Consider the following 16,131-nt stretch of genomic DNA (forward strand, 5'->3'; position numbering starts at 1 on the left):
ACTATGTTTACGCTTGACGGTGACTTTTTCTTGAGATTCACCTGTATTTCGTCAACAAAAATTCACATAGCCAGGTTTGCCAAATTGATCTACACCTAATGGATTTCAAGATGGATCGCGACGGCAAGGGAGTGAATTCCCGGGAGCAGAGATAACGATGTGACCGGGGTGAGCGAGTGCTGCCAACAAAGAGGCAACTTGAAAGATAACGGGTATATTTGGCTAAATTCGATATTTTTAATATAATCCATATCTGAAAAATGATACGGCTAATCAGTGCAGGGTTTTGATAGAAAAATGAACAAGGTATTATCACATAAAGAAGAGCTAAGCCATTTAACAGCATGTTTACTCAGCGAAGTTATCTGTTCACGGACATCGTTTTCATGGTTCAAAGCAATCCATCGAGCCCTTAAATGCCCAGACCGCAGGTTCTATTTCTGGTGGAGAATTGCTAATTACTTATATAGGACAAATAAAGCCAAGAAAATCTCGATTCGTATCAATAGAAATTTAAGAAATAAATATGGATGTGATTTAGGATTAGGCTGCTATATAGGAAAAAATTTACGTATATCTCATTATGTTGGCATTGTTATTTCCCGCACTTGCATTATTGGTGATAATTTTCATGTTTTACAAAATACAACCATTGGCGTTCTTAATGAAGATATTCAAGGGAAAATAAGTATAGGTAATGATGTAAAAATAGGTGCAAATTCTTGTATTATAAGTGACAACATAACAATTGGAGATAATGTCTACATAGGCGCCATGTCATTTATCAATAAAGATATCCCTGCTGATTGTATTGCATATACGCCTAAATCTCAAAATGAGATAAAGATAAAAAAGCAAAAAATAATTAATTGAACATTCCAATTTAAAATAAAAAATGGTAACACAATATGTTTTTTAAATATAAATATCTTTTAAAACTAGGTATGCTCTGTAAGCAGAATATAACAAAATCAATATACAGAAATGTATCCAGTAAAAAAATGAAACACAATATGAACTTTTGGCCTCACATAAAGATCTCAAGAAACATTAATGGCAAAATCGACGCCGTTTCATTCAATAAGAAAAGTATAAACATCAATGAATTCCCAAAAAAATCAGAAAAACCCTTAATCATTATTGCATCTGGACCGTCGGTATCTACCATCAAAACAGATTTTTTTGATGATACCAAATTTGATATTATGGGTGTTAACGGCTCGTATGAATTATCACCAGAGGTAAAATTCAAATATCATGTTATAATTGACCGAACATTCATTCTAAATAGGAAGAATATCGTTTTAAATATATTAAAAGATAATGAATTGATACTCTTCACAACAATGGATTGTCTCAATGATATCTTAATTCATTACGGTTATCTTGAATTAAAATGTAAAGTCATTATTATTGAGAACATTGACCAGCCAGTTTATCAACAGGAAAAAGAACTTTTTGAAATAAAGAGTGATGAAATAATAATACAGAACGGTATCGCATTCTCATTGAACTTAAATCTCGGATTCTACAACGGAACAACAGTGGCATATTCTGCTTTGCAAATATCATTTTTTTTGGGGTATAAAGAAATATATTTCGCAGGTCTAGACATGAACAATTTTTCAAAACCAAGATTTTATGAAACCCAAAATGACAAGCTAGATACCAAATTAAATAATAACTTACATGATTTCATCATTCCTTGTTTCAACCTGGCTCATGAAATAGCCATAAGAAAAGGAGTTAAAATTTATAATCTATCGAAAAATAGCGCTATAAATTCATTTAAAAAGTTAGATTATAGAAAAATTTAAGTCATTAGATTTCTTATAAGCAGAGCAACGAGATAATTAATAAATTTTTCATATTCTTAAATTGATTTATTTTTTATCTCAAAAATTTTAACCATTATAATTTCACAAAAAGTTAAAATGATCACAGATACATTTCATTTGGTCTTATTTCAATTAAGGGATTTTTATTAATTCCCAAAATGTTAAATCTATTGTTCGATACAATATGCCGAGACTATTGATACCCATTCATCACTAATGAACATCGAAAAAAATAAGTATTACCGGCTATAGTTGGACATTCATAAAAAACACCATTACTAAATAATTTTTCTGTGAAATAATATTCATAAATACATTTATGTTTATTTAAAATTTCATTTTTAAATAATAAATAATTTAATTAATAGTTATTTTCCCTTGAAAAACAAATTGTTATTCTATGCTATAGAATCAAATCATGTTACGTAAAATTATTACTTAAATCATTCAGATAATGTCTTAAGTAATCACCAAGGATTTACTATGCAAAATATAAAAAGTAAGCTAATCAGTATCACTTTAATCTTAACGTGTACGAAGAATAAAAATGGGGTCATTTAAACATATAAATTATATTTGATAATCTTAAAATATGAACAAGAATTCCGTTACTAAGATAAAACATACTTTGAAACGATGCAGAGCCACTTTGCTAGAAACTCACTCATTTGGAGACCACGACAAGAAAAATAACTACCCTCTTTTACACCCTATAAATATTGATCACTTAGGGTCGCCGAATATTATATACCCTATGGATTTCAAGATACATCGCGACAGCAAGGGAGAGAATCCCCGGGAGCATATACCCTATGGATTTCAAGATACATCGCGACGGCAAGGGAGAGAATCCCCGGGAGCATAGGTAACTATGTGACCGGGGTGAGCGAATGCAGCCAACAAAGAGGTAACTTGAGAGATAACGGGTATAAATTTATCATCACTATAATAGGCATTAATCATGAAAAAAATTAATGGAACATACATTTCATCACAAATAATAAACACAATGGAAGCAAGCAATGAACCGTGGGGAATCAAAGATAAAAATTCACGCTTTATTTATGGTAACCCGGCCCTAAAATCTATTCAAAACATTCCAACATCATTTGATTATGAAGGGCTTTTTGATGACGAACTTCCTTGGGGTGGAGCGGCGTTTGCAAAAGAATTTATTGATCATGATAAAATTGTAATGACAAAAGGGAAAAGAATCTGTTCACTTGAAACATATACATATGGAAAAGAAAACATTTTATCGTCTTACTTCCAAGAAAAATTACCACTATATAACGATGCAAAGGAATGTATAGGCATACTTTTTCATGGATGGAAAGCCAAAGATTTTTCATTAATGAATTTATATCAATATTATAACGTTCTCCCCACATCTATTATATTTCAACCACCAACAGATACTTTTACCCAACGTGAGTGGGATATTATTTTCTTCTTTTTACAAAAATATACCAGGAAACAGATTGGAAAAATATTAAATATCTCTTACCGTACAATTGAATCCCATATGGCCAATATATATCATAAGATAGGTGTTGATTCCAACCAACAACTGGAAGAATATTGTCTCATCAACAATTTTAAACGTTATGTACCCGAAAAATTTTTACTATTTTAATAATTTTATTTACTATTTTTTAGTCATAAAAAACATGATTAAATAGTTTATCGCTGTCGGTATGATACAGGTAATATATGAAAATTATACCGACACAATTTTCATATATTAAAAACATCAGTTATATAAACAGTTTACTGCCTATCTCAATAGGGCTATTTTATTTGCCCTTCTTTGCCATAAAGAGCGAACCTGGGCAGTGCTCAAAATCCTCACGTACTACGTGTACGCTCCGGTTTTTCCGCGCTGTCCGTGTTCACTGTTCATTGATAAGAATGGCCTGCAACAATTACGCCTATTGAAATAGGCTCTTAATGCCTATTTTATTTTTAGAAAAATAATTATTTCCTGTTACAGTTACTCATATTTAAAGTTCACATCTTAAATAAAAATAAATTTAATCAGCAGAAAGAATTGGCTTTTTTCCATCATAAAACACAGCTATTTTAAATATCACAAACAAATAAATCATTTAAATAATATCATTATTGAACTAATTTATCTGTGTAAAATTGATCGATTCTTAACTGATAAATTACTCTCATCCATTATAGAAAACACGGTTAATTATATTAAGAAAATTTACCTCAAATTAAATCTATAATGGCATGCACAACTAAACAATTCTCGTAATAAAAATAGCCACAATAATTATTTTCTGAAAAAGTCTATTATTACTGATAATAAAGTATTAAACTGATAATATGATTCAAACATATCACAACTTAAACCCAAAATGGGTAAAAAGGAATTATAATATGAGTAATCGCATAGCTATATCATCTCAAGTTATTAATACATTGGCAGTAAGCAACGAGCCTTGGGGAATTAAAGATAAAAACTCATGCTTTATTTACGGTAATCTAGCATTAAAATCTCTTCAGAACTTTTCAAATTCATTTGAATTTGAAGGGGCCTATGAAAATGAACTTCCTTGGGATAGCGCTAAATTTGCGGAACAATTTATTAATCATGATAAAAAGGTAATGGAAAAACAGCAGAGAATATGTTCAATCGAAACCCATATATTTGGCAGAGAGCAAATCCTATCGTCTTACTTTTTCGAAAAATCACCTTTTTACCATAAAGATGGAGATTGCATCGGAGTCATATATCATGGTTGGAAAGCAAAAAACTATTCATTAGCCTATTTACATCAATACCACGACAAACTACCGGCCTCAATTATGCTGCAACCACCAACGGATCTTTTTACTCACCGTGAATGGGATATCATTTTCCTCTTTTTACAGAAAAATACCAGAAAGCAGATTGGGCGGATACTGAATCTAGCTTATCGCACTATTGAATATTATATGACTCGGATATACCGTAAGATAGGAATTAATTCCAGCCAACAACTGGAAGCGTATTGTCGAGCCAATAATTTTAATTACTATATACCGGAAAAGTTTTTATTGTCTTAAATTACGTATTTATTCCTAGTTTTTACATATTACCCTTATCCATTATTAATGGAGAAAATAATCCGCCCTGTTTAAATATTTCATTTAAAAACATAATATTAGGGATATACCCTATGGATTTCAAGATGCATCGCGACGGCAAGGGAGTGAATCCCCGGGAGCATAGGTAACTATGTGACTGGGGTGAGCGAGCGCAGCCAACAAAGAGGCAACTTGAAGGATAACGGGTATATAATCACGGAAATCCTTCTCTTCTGGCATTGGCAGCGATTCAATATCACTACCCTCTTTATCCGGGATTGGTAATACGGTTATTTACGACGGAATAAACGGCTGCTCTTCATTTCCGGTATGCGGTGGAGCCTTGCATTCCTGTTCATTCGGCGTCCATAAAATCGTCGGTCGATTTTCTCCCGGCTCCCAGAATTCATAATTACCGATAGTCGGATTCAATCTCATCATACGAACCAGCACGTTATCCAAACCACTTTCCGGGCTGACATGATAGCCCTGAACCGTCATCTTTCCGTTTTTTTCATCTCTGATCCAACGAAAGCGAATACGAGTCAGCGCTTTACCGGACCGTTCCGCAATTTTACTCAGGTGATACCGATTTAATTCGTCCTCTTCGCCTTGATAATGAAAATCAGGTCAATTTTTTGCCTCCGACGTTACCTCGCCGGCACTGTCAAAGCAGAAAATCATTGATACAAACTGCGGGAAATAGAGTAAGAACGTGATGGTGGCAAACATCTAAGTGGAACTTGAAATACAACTTTATATCTTGGGCTATACCATTTTAAGTAAGTTTTTTACTTAATTATTCTTCGATAATTTAATTTCATAGAATTTACCTAACCTTAATTTTATTTAAGAATAGCTATTGTCAGCAGTAGGAAAATTCAAACTCGGTTTTTAGATTGAAAACTCTATTTAGTTGATTATTCTGATAATTCCAAAATATAGTTTATCTAATTACAATGCTCTAAATACGCTGTTTAAAAAGCATTCTTTAATTGATCGAATATTATTCCGATTAAATGCCATTTTTTCGCCATTATCCCGCGCCAAAAATAACGCCTTCTTTTTCATTCTATTACCTATCATCGTTATAACAACCGCTCCTTCACGCTTCGGTTAATGACAGAAAGTTTTGATCTACGTCACTTAATTATTCATGACTTAAAAAATTTATTCATTAATTTTGCTGTTTAATAAGTTAACTAAAATGTTTTTATACTAAATAGTATTTTTAGTTATATTCATTAATGTTAAAAGTATCACTATATAACAATAAAAGGTTTAATTAATAAATATATGTATTTTGACGAGCAAGTTATTATATTCTATTATATTACCAAGGCATTTTAAGTATAATTAGTTAGCAAACATGTCAGATAACAATTGAAATAATCATTCAGGAGTCACTAATGCAACATATAAAAAACAGACCTAATAATATCACCCTACAATTAATTCATATGTGGGAAAACAGTGATGAACCTTGGGGAGCTAAAGATCTCCAATCGAGATTTATTTACGCCAATTCCGCTTTTTATCAACTACACAATTTACCTGACGATTTCGATATTACCGGGCTTACCACAGGTGAATTACCCTCACCTATTGCAGAATATGAAAAAGAATTCCACCGTCAGGATCAAAAAGTTCTTCAAACTATGCAACGTGTTAGTTCACTAGAAACGCATCCATTTGAAGAACATAAGATTAAGCAAATCTATCTTTGTAATAAATACCCACTTTGCGATGAAGATGGCAATTGTATTGGGCTCACTTTTCATATGTGCAAAACCAAAAACTTTTCTACTGCCTACTATTATGATAAAACCCCTCCGGCAACGTTGGAATTTATCGCCCCTAATGACAAATTGACACAAACTGAATGGGAAGTTCTCTTTCTAACGCTACGTTCATTAGATGAAGAGAAAATCGGTGAAGCGTTAATGATAAGTGCCGAAGATGTGGTTAATCATATTCAGTCAATCTACCAAAAATTCAATTTATCATTACACGAAGAATTAAAAGATTTCTGTAAAGAAAATAAACTTGACGCTTATATTCCTGCAAGATTTGTCACTATCGGCAGTGTGGAATTAAATTGATTACAAAATTAAATATCAATAAGCTAATTTTAAGGCTAGAAAAATGAATGATACTATGAGTAACAAGATAATTTCATCGCAAATCATTAACACAATGAAGCAATGTAATGATCCTTGGGGAATAAAAGACAAGAACTCATGCTTTATTTATGCTAATCAATCATTTAAAACCCTCCAAAATCTTTCAAATTCTTTTGACTATGAAGGAGTTTTTGATGATGAAATTCCCTGGGATGGAGCTGAATTTGCAAAAGAATTTATTACTCATGATAAAACTGTAATGACAAAAGAACAAAGAGTGTGTTCACTTGAAACGCATGTATATGGGAAAAATCAAATTCTGTCATCCTATTTTTTTGAAAAGCTACCTATTTATCATGAAGATGGTAGCTGCATGGGGATTCTATTTCATGGTTGGCAAGCTCAGGATTTCTCATTCACCCGGCTATTTTATGGAAAACTGCCGGCATCTATTATGTTCCAACCACCGACCGATCTCTTTACTCAACGGGAATGGGATGTTATTTTCCTGATGTTACACAAATATACCAGTAAGCAAATCGGTAGGATGTTAAATATTTCCTATCGTACGGTTGAAACCCATATCTCACGCATATATAAACAAATTGGTCTTCATTCTACTCGTCAATTAGAAGATTATTGCCGTACCAATGATTATGATCTCTATGTACCAGAAAGGTTTGTGCATCCAGAAAGCAGAATGTTTCCCTGATCCTTAGATTAAAAGGAGCTTTTACTGATATGAAGAAGAACTACGCACTATCACCTCAGATTATTAATACAATGGAAATGGAAAATGAGCCGTGGGGAATAACGGATAGTTCTTCAAACTTTATTTACAGCAATGCAGCTAAAGAAAAAGGGGTAATAGCATGGACAATAAACTAATTATTTCATCTCAAGTTATTAATACAATGGAGCAGAGTAATGCCCCGTGGGCAATAAAGGATAAAAACTCACGCTTCATGTATGCCAATCAAGCATGTAAACATCTTCAAAACATTTCAAGCTCTTTTGACTATGAAGGACTTTACGATGATGAAATTCCTTGGGGTGGGGCCGAATTTGCCAAAGAATATATCATTCATGATCAAAAAGTGNAAGTGATGGAAAAAGAAGAAAGAATATGTTTGCTTTTAACACATAAATTTGGAAAAGAACAAATTCTTTCGTCTTATTTTTTTGAAAAATACCCTCTTTATCACGAAGACGGAAGCTGTATGGGAACGATGTTTCATGGTTGGCAAGCTCAGGATTTCTCATTCACCCGGCTATTTTATGGAAAACTGCCGGCATCTATTATGTTCCAACCACCGACCGATCTCTTTACTCAACGGGAATGGGATGTTATTTTCCTCCTATTACACAAATATACCAGTAAGCAAATCGGTAGGATGTTAAATATTTCCTATCGTACGGTTGAAACCCATATCTCACGCATATATAAACGACTTGGTCTTCATTCTACTCGTCAATTAGAAGATTATTGCCGTACCAATGATTATGATCTCTATGTACCAGAAAGGTTTGTGCATCCAGAAAGCAGAATGTTTCCCTGATCCTTAGATTAAAAGGAGCTTTTACTGATATGAAGAAGAACTACGCACTATCACCTCAGATTATTAATACAATGGAAATGGAAAATGAGCCGTGGGGAATAACGGATAGTTCTTCAAACTTTATTTACAGCAATGCAGCTAAAGAAAAAGGGGTAATAGCATGGACAATAAACTAATTATTTCATCTCAAGTTATTAATACAATGGAGCAGAGTAATGCCCCGTGGGCAATAAAGGATAAAAACTCACGCTTCATGTATGCCAATCAAGCATGTAAACATCTTCAAAACATTTCAAGCTCTTTTGACTATGAAGGACTTTACGATGATGAAATTCCTTGGGGTGGGGCCGAATTTGCCAAAGAATATATCATTCATGATCAAAAAGTGATGGAAAAAGAAGAAAGAATATGTTTGCTTTTAACACATAAATTTGGAAAAGAACAAATTCTTTCGTCTTATTTTTTTGAAAAATACCCTCTTTATCACGAAGACGGAAGCTGTATGGGAACGATGTTTCATGGTTGGCAAGCTCAGGATTTCTCATTCACCCGGCTATTTTATGGAAAACTGCCGGCATCTATTATGTTCCAACCACCGACCGATCTCTTTACTCAACGGGAATGGGATGTTATTTTCCTCCTATTACACAAATATACCAGTAAGCAAATCGGTAGGATGTTAAATATTTCCTATCGTACGGTTGAAACCCATATCTCACGCATATATAAACGACTTGGTCTTCATTCTACTCGTCAATTAGAAGATTATTGTCGTACCAATGATTATGATCTCTATGTACCAGAAAGGTTTGTGCATCCAGAAAGCAGAATGTTTCCCTGATCCTTAGATTAAAAGGAGCTTTTACTGATATGAAGAAGAACTATGCACTATCACCTCAGATTATTAATACAATGGAGATGGAAAATGAGCCGTGGGGAATAACGGATAGTTCTTCAAACTTTATTTACAGCAATGCAGCTAAAGAAAAAGGGGTAATAGCATGGACAATAAACTAATTATTTCATCTCAAGTTATTAATACATTGAAGCAAAGTAATGATCCGTGGGGAATAAAGGATAAAAACTCATGCTTTATTTATGGAAATTTGGCATTAAAATCTCTTAAGAATTTTTCAAGTTCATTTGAATTTGAAGGGCTTTATGAGCACGAGTTACCTTGGGATGGGGCCGAATTTGCCAAAGAATACATCGCTCATGATCAAAAGGTGATGGAAAAAGAAGAAAGAGTATGTTTGTTTTTAACACATACTTTTGGAAAAGAACAAATTCTTTCATCTTATTTTTTTGAAAAATATCCTCTTTATCATGAAAACGGAAGTTGTATGGGAACGATATATCATGGTTGGCAAGCTCAGGATTTCTCATTCACCAGACTATTTCGTGGAAAATTGCCAGCCAATATTATGTTCCAGCCACCGACCGATCTCTTTACCCAACGGGAATGGGATGTTATTTTCCTGATGTTACACCAATATACCAATAAGCAAATCGGTATAATGTTAAATATTTCCTACCGTACGGTTGAAAACCATATCTCACGTATATGTAAACGAATTGGTCTTCATTCCAGTCGGCAATTGGAAGAATATTGTCGCACCAATGATTATGATCTCTATGTGCCAAAAAGATTTGTGCAATCTGGAAGCAGAATGCTCCCTTAACCCTTAGATTAAAAAGGAGTTGTTACTAATATGAATAAGAACTATGTTATCTCTCCTCAGATTATTAATACAATGGAGATGAACAATGAGCCGTGGAGAATAACGGATAGTTCTTCAAACTTTATTTACAGCAATGCAGCTAAAGAAAAAGGAGTAATACATGGACAATAAATTAATTATTTCATCTCAAGTTATTAATACATTAGAGCAAAGTAATGATCCTTGGGGAATAAAGGATAAAAATTCATGCTTTATTTATGGTAATTTGGCATTAAAATCTATTAAGAATATTTCAAGTTCATTTGAATTTGAAGGGTTTTATGATGATGAAATACCTTGGGATGGAGCCGAATTTGCCAAGGAATACATCGCTCATGATCAAAAAGTGATGGAGAAAGAAGAAAGAGTGTGTTCACTAGAGACACATGTATTTGGGAAAGAACAAATTCTGTCATCCTACTTTTGTGCAAAATATCCTTTTTACCATGAAGACGGAAGTTGTATGGGAACGATATATCATGCTTGGCAAGCTCAGGATTTTTCATTCACTCGGTTATTTCGTGGAAAACTTCCAGCTTCTATATTATTTCAACCACCGACTGATCTCTTTACTCAACGAGAATGGGATGTTATTTTCCTGATGTTACAAAAATATACCAATAAGCAAATCGGTATAATGTTAAATATTTCCTACCGTACAGTTGAAAACCATATCTCACGCATATGTAAACGAATTGGTCTTCATTCCAGTCGGCAATTGGAAGAATATTGTCGCACCAATGATTATGATCTCTACGTGCCAAAAAGATTTGTGCAATCTGGAAGCAGAATTCTCCCTTAACCCTTAGATTAAAAAGGAGTTGTTACTAATATGAATAAGAACTATGTTATCTCTCCTCAGATTATTAATACAATGGAGATGAACAATGAGCCGTGGGGAATAACGGATAGTTCTTCAAACTTTATCTACAGCAATGCAGATAAAAAAATTTATTCATAATGTTAAACAATTATTTGATTATAAACTACCCTAGGGTTTGGGGTAGTCGTGAGTTAAATAGATTATAAGATCAAATATCTAATTTTAAGGCTAGAAAGAGGAATGATAACATGGAAAATGAATTAATTATTTCATCTCAAGTTATTAATACAATGGAGCAGAGTAATGATCCTTGGGGAATAAAAGACAAGAACTCATGCTTTATTTATGGTAATTCAGCAACAAAACAGTTCATTCATGATTTTAAAAAATCATTTAATTATGAAGGGCTTTATGATGATGATCTCAACTGGGATGGAGCTGAATTTGCAAAAGAATTTATTGCTCATGATAAAAGTGTAATGGAAAGAGGAGGAAGGGTATGTTCTCTTGAAACACATCTGTTTGGCAAAGATAAATTTCTATCGTCTTACTTTTGTGAAAAAACGCCTATTTACCATGATAACGGGGATTGCATAGGAACTATATATCATATGTGGAAAGCTCAGGATTTTTCATTCACCCGGCTATTTTATGGAAAACTTCCTGCTTCTATATTATTTCAACCACCAACTGATCTCTTTACTCAACGGGAATGGGATGTTATTTTCCTCCTATTACACAAATATACCAGTAAGCAAATCGGTAGGATGCTAAATATTTCCTATCGTACGGTTGAAACCCATATATCACGTATATATAAACGAATTGGTCTTCATTCTACTCGTCAATTAGAAGATTATTGTCGCACCAATGATTATGATCTCTACGTGCCAAAAAGATTTGTGCAACCTAGAAGCAAAATGTTTCCTTGACCATTAGATTAAAAAGGAGTTTTTACTGATATGAAAAAGAATTATGCACTATCACCTCAGATTATTAGTACAATGGAGATGAACAATGAGCCGTGGGAAATAACGGATAATTCTTCAAACTTTATCTACAGCAATGCAGATAAAAAAAATTTATTCATAATGTTAAACAATTATTTGATTATAAACCACCCTAGGGTTTGGGGTAGTCGTGAGTTAAATAGATTATAAGATCAAATATCTAATTTTAAGGCTAGAAAGAGGAATGATAACATGGAAAATGAATTAATTATTTCATCTCAAGTTATTAACACCATGCAACAAAGTAATGAACCTTGGGCAATCAAAGACAAAAACTCATGTTGGGTTTTTGGTAATTTGGCATTTAGACAAATCCAAAATCTCCCAGATTTATTTGATTATGAAGGGAAAAATGATAGTGAACTCCCCTGGAACGGGGCTGAATTTGCAAAAGAATTCGTTATTCACGATAAAAATGTTATGAAACAAGAGAAAAGAATATGCTCACTTGAAACACATACATATGGGAAAGATAAATTTCTATCATCTTATTTTTCGGAAAAATATCCAATCTATAATGATGAAAACGAATGTATCGGTCTCTTTCTCCATGCATGGAAAGCCCAAGATTTCTCACTTACTCGACTATTTTATGGAAAACTTCCTGCATCTATATTATTTCAACCACCGACTGATCTCTTTACTCAACGGGAATGGGATGTTATTTTCCTCCTATTACACAAATATACCAGTAAGCAAATCGGTAGGATGCTAAATATTTCCTATCGTACGGTTGAAACCCATATATCACGCATATATAAACGAATTGGTCTTCATTCTACTCGTCAATTAGAAGATTATTGTCGCACCAATGATTATGATCTCTATGTACCAGAAAGGTTTGTGCATCCAGAAAGCAAAATGTTTCCTTAACCATTAGATTAAAAGGAGTTCTCACTAATATGAATAAGAACTATGTCATCTCCCCTCAGATTATTAATACAATGGAGCAAAGTAATGCCCCCTGGGCAATAAAAGATAAAAACTCATGCCACATTTATGTCAATCAGGCATGTAAACGTCTTCTCAATATTTCACGTTCTTTTGATTTTGAAGGGCTTTATGATAATGAATTACCCTGGAATGGGGCCGAATTTGCCAAAGAATACATCGCTCATGATCAAAAGGTGATGGAAAAAGAAGAAGGAGTATGTTTGCTTGTAACACATACTTTTGGAAAAGAACAAATTCTGTCATCCTATTTTTTTGAAAAACATCCTCTTTATCATGAAGACGGAAGTTGTATGGGAACTATTTATCATGGCTGGCAAGCTCAGGATTTTTCATTCACCCGATTATTTCATGGAAAATTACCCACCAATATTATGTTCCAGCCACCGACTGATTTATTTACTCAACGGGAATGGGATGTTATTTTCCTCCTATTACACAAATATACCAGTAAGCAAATCGGTAGGATGCTAAATATTTCCTACCGTACGGTTGAAAACCATATCTCACGCATATGTAAACGAATTGGTCTTCATTCCAGTCGTCAATTGGAAGAATATTGTCGCACCAATGATTATGATCTCTATGTGCCAGAAAGGTTTGTGCATCCAGAAAGCAAAATGTTTTCTTAACCCTTAAATTAAAAAGGAGTTGTTACTAATATGAAGAAGAACTATGTCATCTCTCCTCAGATTATTAATACAATGGCGCAGAGTAATGAGCCCTGGGGAATAAAAGATAAAAACTCATGCTTTATTTATGCCAATCAAGCATGTAAACGTGTTCAAAATATTTCAAGCTCTTTTGACTATGAGGGGCTTTATGATTATGATCTTCCCTGGGATGGAGCCGAATTTGCTGAAGAATACATGACTCACGACAGAATGGTGATGGAAAAAGAAGAAAGGATGCGTTCACTTATAACACATGTACATGGAAAAGAACAAATTCTTTCATCTTATTTTTTTGAAAAACATCCTTTTTATCATGAAGACGGAAGCTGTATAGGAACAATATATCATGGTTGGCAAGCTCAGGATTTTTCATTCACCCGACTATTTCGTGGAAAATTACCCGCCAATATTATGTTCCAGCCACCGACCGATCGCTTTACTCAACGGGAATGGGATGTTATTTTTCTGATATTACACAAATATACCAGTAAGCAAATCGGTATAATATTAAATATTTCCTACCGTACGGTTGAAAACCATATCTCACGCATATGTAAACGAATTGGTCTTCATTCCAGTCGTCAATTGGAAGAATATTGTCGCACCAATGATTATGATCTCTATGTACCAGAAAGGTTTGTACACCCAGAAAGCAGAATGTTTCCTTAACCATTAGATTAAAAGGAGTTCTCACTAATATGAAGAAGAACTATNTTACACAAATATACCAGTAAGCAAATCGGTATAATATTAAATATTTCCTACCGTACGGTTGAAAACCATATCTCACGCATATGTAAACGAATTGGTCTTCATTCCAGTCGTCAATTGGAAGAATATTGTCGCACCAATGATTATGATCTCTATGTACCAGAAAGGTTTGTACACCCAGAAAGCAGAATGTTTCCTTAACCATTAGATTAAAAGGAGTTCTCACTAATATGAAGAAGAACTATGTTATCTCTCCTCAGATTATTAATACAATGGAACAGAGTAATGAGCCCTGGGGAATAAAAGATAAAAACTCATGCTTTATTTATGTCAATCAGGCATGTAAACATCTTCAAAATATTTCAAGCTATTTTGACTATGAAGGGCTTTATGAACATGAATTACCTTGGGATGGAGCCGAATTTGCCAAAGAATATATGCTTCATGATCAAAAAGTCATGGAACAGGAAAAGAGAATATGTTCACTCGAAACACATTTATTCGGAAAAGAACAAATTCTATCATCCTATTTTCTTGCAAAATATCCTCTCTATCATGAAAACGGAAGCTGTATGGGCGTGATATATCATGGTTGGCAAGCTCAGGATTTCTCATTTACTCGGCTATTTCGTGGAAAACTGCCGGCATCTATTATGTTCCAGCCACCAACTGATCGCTTTACTCAACGGGAATGGGATGTTATTTTTCTCCTATTACATAAATATACCAGTAAGCAAATCGGTATAATGTTAAATATTTCCTACCGTACGGTTGAAAACCATATCTCACGCATATGTAAACGAATTGGTCTTCATTCCAGTCGCCAATTGGAAGAATATTGTCGCACCAATGACTATGATCTCTATGTGCCAAAAAGATTTGTACATCCAGAAAGCAAAATGTTTCTTTAACCCTTAGATTAAAAAGGAATCTTACTAATATGAAGAAGAACCATGCCATCTCACCTCAGGTTATTAATACAATGGAGCAGAGTAATGATCCCTGGGGAATAAAGGATGAAAACTCATGTTTTATTTATGCCAATCAAGCTAATTATCGTGTTCAAAATATTTCACGTTCCTTTGATTATGAGGGTCTTTATGATTATGATCTTCCTTGGGACGGAGCTGAATTTTCTGAAGAGTATATGGCCAATGATAAAATAGTAATGGAAAAAGAAGAACGAATATGCTCACTTGTAACACATAAATTTTTTAAAGAGCAAATTCTGTCCTCTTACTTCTTTGAAAAATACCCTCTCTATCATGAAGACGGAAGCTGTATAGGAACAATATATCATGGTTGGCAAGTTCAGGATTTCTCATTCACCCGACTACTTCGTGGAAAATTGCCCGCCAATATTATGTTCCAGCCACCGACCGATCTCTTTACTCAACGGGAATGGGATGTTATTTTCCTGATGTTACACAAATATACCAGTAAGCAAATCGGTACAATGTTAAATATTTCCTACCGTACGGTTGAAAACCATATCTCACGCATATGTAAACGAATTGGTCTTCATTCCAGTCGTCAATTGGAAGAATATTGTCGCACCAATGATTATGATCTCTATGTACCAGAAAGGTTTGTACACCCAGAAAGCAGAATGTTTCCTTAACCATTAGATTAAAAGG

21 protein-coding genes and 2 pseudogenes are annotated in these 16,131 nt (G+C 33.8%); 22 read left to right on the forward strand and 1 reads right to left on the reverse strand.

Annotated features, from left to right (window positions below):
- The first annotated feature begins 297 nt into the window (after positions 1-297).
- From AACQ38_RS03715 to AACQ38_RS03730, 4 genes are all read left to right on the forward strand, one after another.
- A complete protein-coding gene (locus AACQ38_RS03715) occupies positions 298-873 on the forward strand; it encodes a serine acetyltransferase (RefSeq protein WP_058589746.1) in 576 nt (191 codons plus the stop codon).
- Positions 874-1,013: 140 nt separating this feature from the next.
- Complete coding sequence (locus tag AACQ38_RS03720; RefSeq protein ID WP_165577443.1) at positions 1,014-1,817, forward strand: lipopolysaccharide biosynthesis protein; 804 nt, start codon at positions 1,014-1,016, stop codon at positions 1,815-1,817.
- A 982-nt stretch (positions 1,818-2,799) separates the two neighbouring features.
- Positions 2,800-3,474 carry a PAS and helix-turn-helix domain-containing protein gene (locus AACQ38_RS03725; RefSeq protein WP_165577444.1) on the forward strand — a complete coding sequence of 225 codons (675 nt, stop codon included), beginning with the start codon at positions 2,800-2,802 and terminating at the stop codon, positions 3,472-3,474.
- Between the two features lie 758 nt (positions 3,475-4,232).
- On the forward strand, positions 4,233-4,901 hold the full coding sequence (locus AACQ38_RS03730; protein ID WP_041380057.1) for a LuxR C-terminal-related transcriptional regulator: 669 nt from the start codon (positions 4,233-4,235) through the stop codon (positions 4,899-4,901).
- A 219-nt stretch (positions 4,902-5,120) separates the two neighbouring features.
- On the opposite strand, the pseudogene AACQ38_RS03735 reads toward AACQ38_RS03730, so the two are convergent.
- A pseudogene (locus AACQ38_RS03735) lies at positions 5,121-5,537 on the reverse strand (S-type pyocin domain-containing protein); the annotation flags it as partial.
- 794 nt (positions 5,538-6,331) lie between these two features.
- Here AACQ38_RS03735 and AACQ38_RS03740 point away from each other — a divergent pair.
- The 18 genes and pseudogenes from AACQ38_RS03740 to AACQ38_RS03825 all read left to right on the forward strand — a co-directional run bounded on the left by AACQ38_RS03740 (position 6,332) and on the right by AACQ38_RS03825 (position 16,115).
- The gene (locus AACQ38_RS03740; protein WP_165577445.1) at positions 6,332-7,024 is read left to right on the forward strand and encodes a PAS domain-containing protein; all 693 of its coding nucleotides are present in this window, start codon (positions 6,332-6,334) and stop codon (positions 7,022-7,024) included.
- Positions 7,025-7,079: 55 nt separating this feature from the next.
- Entirely contained in the window at positions 7,080-7,757 is a 678-nt protein-coding gene (locus AACQ38_RS03745) for a helix-turn-helix transcriptional regulator (protein ID WP_165577542.1), read from the forward strand.
- Between the two features lie 29 nt (positions 7,758-7,786).
- The gene (locus tag AACQ38_RS03750; RefSeq protein ID WP_369931609.1) at positions 7,787-7,933 is read left to right on the forward strand and encodes a hypothetical protein; all 147 of its coding nucleotides are present in this window, start codon (positions 7,787-7,789) and stop codon (positions 7,931-7,933) included.
- Entirely contained in the window at positions 7,918-8,604 is a 687-nt protein-coding gene (locus tag AACQ38_RS03755) for a helix-turn-helix transcriptional regulator (protein WP_165577446.1), read from the forward strand. The genes AACQ38_RS03750 and AACQ38_RS03755 overlap by 16 nt, the downstream gene beginning before the upstream one ends.
- A 29-nt stretch (positions 8,605-8,633) precedes the next feature.
- Positions 8,634-8,780, forward strand: a complete 147-nt coding sequence (locus tag AACQ38_RS03760) for a hypothetical protein (RefSeq protein WP_369931609.1) — start codon at positions 8,634-8,636, stop codon at positions 8,778-8,780.
- Positions 8,765-9,445, forward strand: a complete 681-nt coding sequence (locus AACQ38_RS03765; protein WP_165577447.1) for a helix-turn-helix transcriptional regulator — start codon at positions 8,765-8,767, stop codon at positions 9,443-9,445. Before AACQ38_RS03760 ends, AACQ38_RS03765 begins: the two co-directional genes overlap by 16 nt.
- 29 nt (positions 9,446-9,474) lie before the next feature.
- Positions 9,475-9,621, forward strand: coding sequence for a hypothetical protein (locus AACQ38_RS03770; RefSeq protein ID WP_369931609.1), 147 nt, complete (start codon positions 9,475-9,477; stop codon positions 9,619-9,621).
- Entirely contained in the window at positions 9,606-10,286 is a 681-nt protein-coding gene (locus AACQ38_RS03775) for a helix-turn-helix transcriptional regulator (RefSeq protein WP_165577448.1), read from the forward strand. Before AACQ38_RS03770 ends, AACQ38_RS03775 begins: the two co-directional genes overlap by 16 nt.
- A 30-nt stretch (positions 10,287-10,316) precedes the next feature.
- Positions 10,317-10,457 (forward strand): hypothetical protein, encoded by a 141-nt coding sequence (locus AACQ38_RS03780; RefSeq protein ID WP_369931610.1) that lies wholly within the window; start codon positions 10,317-10,319, stop codon positions 10,455-10,457.
- Complete coding sequence (locus AACQ38_RS03785) at positions 10,447-11,127, forward strand: helix-turn-helix transcriptional regulator (RefSeq protein WP_165577449.1); 681 nt, start codon at positions 10,447-10,449, stop codon at positions 11,125-11,127. The genes AACQ38_RS03780 and AACQ38_RS03785 overlap by 11 nt, the downstream gene beginning before the upstream one ends.
- Before the next feature lie 30 nt (positions 11,128-11,157).
- Complete coding sequence (locus tag AACQ38_RS03790) at positions 11,158-11,286, forward strand: hypothetical protein (protein ID WP_339367022.1); 129 nt, start codon at positions 11,158-11,160, stop codon at positions 11,284-11,286.
- A 110-nt stretch (positions 11,287-11,396) separates the two neighbouring features.
- Positions 11,397-12,080: a helix-turn-helix transcriptional regulator gene (locus tag AACQ38_RS03795; RefSeq protein ID WP_011146267.1), complete on the forward strand. Its 684-nt coding sequence runs from the start codon at positions 11,397-11,399 to the stop codon at positions 12,078-12,080.
- A 270-nt stretch (positions 12,081-12,350) separates the two neighbouring features.
- Entirely contained in the window at positions 12,351-13,031 is a 681-nt protein-coding gene (locus AACQ38_RS03800; RefSeq protein ID WP_165577450.1) for a helix-turn-helix transcriptional regulator, read from the forward strand.
- Positions 13,032-13,060: 29 nt separating this feature from the next.
- Complete coding sequence (locus AACQ38_RS03805; RefSeq protein ID WP_165577451.1) at positions 13,061-13,741, forward strand: helix-turn-helix transcriptional regulator; 681 nt, start codon at positions 13,061-13,063, stop codon at positions 13,739-13,741.
- A gap of 30 nt (positions 13,742-13,771) precedes the next feature.
- Positions 13,772-14,452: a helix-turn-helix transcriptional regulator gene (locus tag AACQ38_RS03810; protein WP_165577452.1), complete on the forward strand. Its 681-nt coding sequence runs from the start codon at positions 13,772-13,774 to the stop codon at positions 14,450-14,452.
- A 45-nt stretch (positions 14,453-14,497) separates the two neighbouring features.
- Positions 14,498-14,695 (forward strand): annotated as a pseudogene (locus AACQ38_RS03815) (helix-turn-helix transcriptional regulator); the annotation flags it as partial.
- A 29-nt stretch (positions 14,696-14,724) separates the two neighbouring features.
- Complete coding sequence (locus tag AACQ38_RS03820) at positions 14,725-15,405, forward strand: helix-turn-helix transcriptional regulator (RefSeq protein ID WP_165577453.1); 681 nt, start codon at positions 14,725-14,727, stop codon at positions 15,403-15,405.
- A 29-nt stretch (positions 15,406-15,434) separates the two neighbouring features.
- Positions 15,435-16,115, forward strand: coding sequence for a helix-turn-helix transcriptional regulator (locus AACQ38_RS03825; protein ID WP_165577454.1), 681 nt, complete (start codon positions 15,435-15,437; stop codon positions 16,113-16,115).
- Positions 16,116-16,131: the final 16 nt, after the last annotated feature.

Source organism: Photorhabdus sp. RW14-46, from assembly GCF_963887965.1.
In the GTDB taxonomy this organism is placed as follows: Bacteria; Pseudomonadota; Gammaproteobacteria; order Enterobacterales; family Enterobacteriaceae; genus Photorhabdus; species Photorhabdus laumondii.